Here is a 4,399-nt window from a genome sequence, read left to right as displayed (position 1 = left end):
GCTGTACAAGTTCACGGAGCTGAGTCGGGAGGAGGTGTTGCGGATGTTGGGGTTTACTACTGAGGAACTGAAGCGGACACGGTTTTATCGGGAGGTGTACGCTGAGGCGCGGGAGGAAGGATTACAAGAAGGAAGACAAGAGGGACGAGAAGAAGGACTTCAGGAAGGCTTGCAACAGGGATTGCAACAGGGATTACACCAAGGCTTGCAACAGGGATTGCAACAAGGCTTGCAGCAGGGATTGCAACAGGGATTGCAACAGGGCTTGCAACAGGGATTGCAACAGGGCTTGCAACAGGGCTTGCAACAGGGCTTGCAACAGGGCTTGCAACAGGGATTACAGCAGGGATTACAGCAAGGCTTGCAGGAGGGAGAAGTGCTAGTTGTCTTGCGCCTGCTGAGGCGGCGGTTTGGGAGTGTGCCTAGGGAGCTTGAAGAATGCATTCGTCACCTCTCTCCCAATCAAATCGAAGCTTTGGCAGAAGCACTTCTAGACTTCACTGACCTAGAGGAAGTATTTGCGTGGCTAAATCGCTCCGCCTAACAATACCGCCTCGATTGCTGATCAATTGCGATGACATGCCATAGCCCCAAGAGGGGTAACATCCGCTGTTAAAATTTGTGATGGGTTATTCATAGGTGGAGCATTTTTGCCCTTAGGAGAGAACTAATTTGAGCGAAGCAACCGTTGCCATTGTCACTGGTGCCTCACGGGGGATTGGTCGGGCGATCGCCCTCGAATTGGCCAAGGAAGGAGCCACTGTGGTTGTCAACTACGCCCGTTCTGCTGAAGCGGCCCTTGAAGTCGTTCAAATGATTGAACAACAAGGGGGGACAGCGATCGCGATCGCTGCCGATGTGTCTGTCCCTGAGCAGGTCGATACTCTCGTAGCCAAAACCGTAGAAACCTACGGCCGTGTGGATGTACTGGTCAACAATGCCGGTATTACCCGCGACACGCTGCTGCTGCGTATGAGCCTCGAGGACTGGCAGGCGGTGATTAACCTGAACCTGACAGGGGTTTTTCTGTGTACTCGGGCGGTAAGTAAACTGATGCTCAAGCAAAAGCGGGGACGGATTATCAACATTGCGTCGGTGGCAGGGCAAATGGGCAACCCCGGCCAAGCCAACTACAGTGCTGCCAAAGCTGGTGTGATTGGGTTTAGCAAAACCGTGGCCAAAGAACTCGCCAGTCGAGGTATTACCGTCAATGCCGTTGCCCCCGGCTTTATTGCCACTGAGATGACAGCTGGACTCAAAGCAGAGGAGATTCTTAAATTCATTCCCCTAGGACGGTATGGCGAACCCACAGAAGTGGCGGGGATGGTGCGCTTTTTAGCCTTGGATCCAGCAGCCGCCTACATTACGGGGCAAGTCTTCAATGTGGATGGTGGTATGGTGATGGCCTAGGCGCCTTGGAGTAGTGCAGCAACCCATGACCGACGCGATTACCCTCCCCAGTCAATACGATCCCAAGCAAACGGAGGCCAAGTGGCAACAGCTCTGGGAAAGCAGTGGTGTCTTTCACGCGGACCCCAACCACCCTGGTAAACCCTATTGCATTGTCATTCCGCCTCCTAATGTCACTGGTAGCTTACACATGGGGCACGCCTTTGAGCATGCCCTGATTGATGTTCTGATTCGCTATCACCGCATGATTGGCCGCAACGTTCTCTGGCTACCGGGGACAGACCATGCCAGTATTGCCGTTAGCACGATTTTGGATCAACAGTTGCAGGCGGAGGGCACCAACCGCTTTGCCTTGGGACGGGAGGCCTATCTAAAGCGAGCTTGGGCATGGAAAGAGTCCTCAGGGAAGACAATTGTCGGCCAAATTCGCCGCTTGGGGCTGTCGGTGGATTGGTCGCGGGAACGCTTTACGATGGATGAGGGGCTGTCGCGGGCAGTTCTTACAGCTTTTAATCAGCTTTATGAAGCAGGACTCATCTATCGCGGTAAGTATTTAGTAAACTGGTGTCCCTCCAGTCAATCGGCGGTCTCGGATTTAGAGGTAGAAAACCGTGAGGTGCAGGGGCATCTCTGGCATTTGCGCTATCCCCTGACAGATGGGTCAGGGTATTTGGAGGTGGCCACAACCCGTCCGGAAACGATGCTGGGGGATACGGCAGTGGCGGTTCACCCAGAGGACGATCGCTATCGCCATTTGATTGGCAAAACACTGCGCCTGCCGCTTATGAATCGGGAGATTCCGATTATTGGGGATCCCTTGGTGGATCCCACCTTTGGCACCGGCTGTGTCAAGGTCACCCCTGCTCACGATCCCAATGACTTTGTCATGGGGCAACGCCATCGCCTACCGATGATTAACCTGATGAACAAAGATGGCACGCTCAATGAGAATGCCGGCGAGTTTGCGGGTCTGGACCGCTTTGTGGCTCGTAAACAGGTGGTGGCTCGTCTAGAAGCGGAGGGCTTTTTGGTGCGGGTGGAGGACTATAAGCACACCGTTCCCTATAGCGATCGCGGCAAAGTACCCATTGAACCGCTGCTGTCTACCCAATGGTTTGTGAAAATTCGTCCCTTGGCGGATGCCGCCCTCAAAGCCTTGGATAGACGGCATTCCCCTCGCTTTATTCCGGATCGCTGGGCAAAGGTCTATCGCGATTGGCTGGTGAACTTGCGGGATTGGTGTATTTCACGGCAACTGTGGTGGGGGCATCAAATTCCCGCTTGGTACGTGGTCAGTGAAACCGAGGGCGAAGTGCGCGATGATACTCCCTTTGTGGTGGCAATGGATGAGACGGCTGCCCGCGCCAAGGCAATTGCCCAATTTGGCGAGGACATTCAACTCCAGCAGGATCAAGACGTATTGGATACGTGGTTTTCCTCTGGCCTATGGCCCTTTTCTACGTTGGGTTGGCCCGATGATACGCCAGACTATCGCCGCTATTACCCCAACACCACCCTTGTTACCGGGTTTGACATTATCTTTTTCTGGGTGGCACGGATGACAATGATGGGTCAGTACTTCACAGGTAAAATCCCCTTCCGTGATGTCTATATCCACGGCTTGGTGCGGGATGAAAACAACAAAAAAATGTCCAAGTCCGCCAATAATGGCATTGACCCGCTGATTTTAATTGAAAAATACGGCACCGATGCGCTGCGCTATAGCTTGGTCAAGGAAGTCGTGGGCGCTGGTCAGGATATTCGCTTGGCCTACAACCGCAAAACCGATGAGTCGGCAACCGTCGAGGCGGCGCGCAACTTTGCCAACAAACTTTGGAATGCCTCCCGCTTTGTGCTGCTGAATCTAGAGGGACAAACCCCTAGCCAGTTGGGAACCCCGCGACGCCAGGACCTGACCGCTAGCGATCGCTGGATTCTCAGTCGCTACCATACAGCCATTCAAACCACCCGCGAGCGCATTGAAAGCTATGGCCTGGGGGAGGCGGCCAAGGGACTCTACGAATTCATCTGGGGGGATTTTTGCGACTGGTACATTGAACTGGCGAAACCTCGTTTACAAGGGGAAAACGCCAAAGCCAAGCGCACTGCTCAGCAAGTACTGGCCACGGTTCTCGATGGTACCTTGAAGCTGCTCCATCCTTTCATGCCCCACATTACAGAGGAAATTTGGCACACGCTGCATCAGGTGGGAGACAGTGAAGTTTTAGCGGTACAACCCTACCCGAAAGTGAATCGCCGCGCCATTGACCCTGAGCTTGAAGCCCAATTTAGTCTTTTGATTGAAACCATCCGCACAATTCGGAATCTGCGGGCAGAGGCAGGGATTAAGCCGGGATTGTATATTGCCGCCCTGATTGAGGCAAGTGCTGAGGAAGCATCCATCTTCAAAGCTGGAGCTGCTGATATTCAACACTTGGCTCGCCTCGAGTCCCTAACCATTGGCACCGGGCTGCAAATTCCACAGCAGGTCTTTAGTGGTGTTGTTGGCAAGAGCGAGGTGCTCATTCCCCTAGGGGGGGTCGTAGATCTGGAGGCCTTGGTAACGAAGCTCCAGAAGGAGAGCGATCGCCTGAGGAAAGACCTTCAATCTTTAACAGCTCGCCTCAACAACCCTAATTTTGTCAACAAAGCCCAGCCAGAGGTGGTTGCTACGGCCCAGGCACAATTGGCTGCCGCCCAACAGCAACTGGCAATTATTGAGCACCGACTCCAATCCTTGGGGGTCGATGACAAAACCCAACCCTGACGAGTAGAAAACGGCACAGCAAGCTCTCGTGTTGAGATCGCGAGCCTGTCAAACGTAGCGGAATGACTAGGGGGGTGTTTCCCCCCTAGTCTGCAATTCAACTGTAATGAACTGAGAAGATCTCAGCTTTAATTCAGCTTTAATAGCGATAACCGCTGTAGCCGCTGTTAGTCTGATTGGGCTTATAGACAATAAAGCCCATCACTTGGCACTGCTTGATAT

The 4,399-nt window shown here is 53.4% G+C and carries 3 protein-coding genes; all 3 read left to right on the top strand.

Translation table 11 applies throughout. From position 1 onward, the window contains the following. Nucleotides 1-544: DUF4351 domain-containing protein (locus H8Q75_RS05125; RefSeq protein WP_297040853.1), on the top strand; the 544-nt coding region annotated here is incomplete at its 5' end. Nucleotides 545-672: 128 nt separating this feature from the next. Continuing rightward, on the top strand, nucleotides 673-1,410 hold the full coding sequence (gene fabG / locus H8Q75_RS05120) for a 3-oxoacyl-[acyl-carrier-protein] reductase (RefSeq protein WP_024124566.1): 738 nt from the start codon (nucleotides 673-675) through the stop codon (nucleotides 1,408-1,410). Nucleotides 1,411-1,435: 25 nt separating this feature from the next. Continuing rightward, entirely contained in the window at nucleotides 1,436-4,177 is a 2,742-nt protein-coding gene (locus H8Q75_RS05115) for a valine--tRNA ligase (protein WP_041429065.1), read from the top strand. The last annotated feature ends 222 nt before the right edge of the window (nucleotides 4,178-4,399 follow it).

This window comes from Thermosynechococcus sp. OHK43 (assembly GCF_014466085.1).
GTDB lineage: Bacteria > Cyanobacteriota > Cyanobacteriia > Thermosynechococcales > Thermosynechococcaceae > Thermosynechococcus.
The sequence above is the reverse complement of the archived record's forward strand: the minus strand, read 5'-3'. Positions and strand labels throughout refer to the sequence as shown.

Excerpts from the sequence above, each read along its gene's own strand:
- H8Q75_RS05115 (WP_041429065.1), top strand. The coding sequence starts at position 1,436 with ATGACCGACGCGATTACCCTCCCCAGTCAATACGATCCCAAGCAAACG.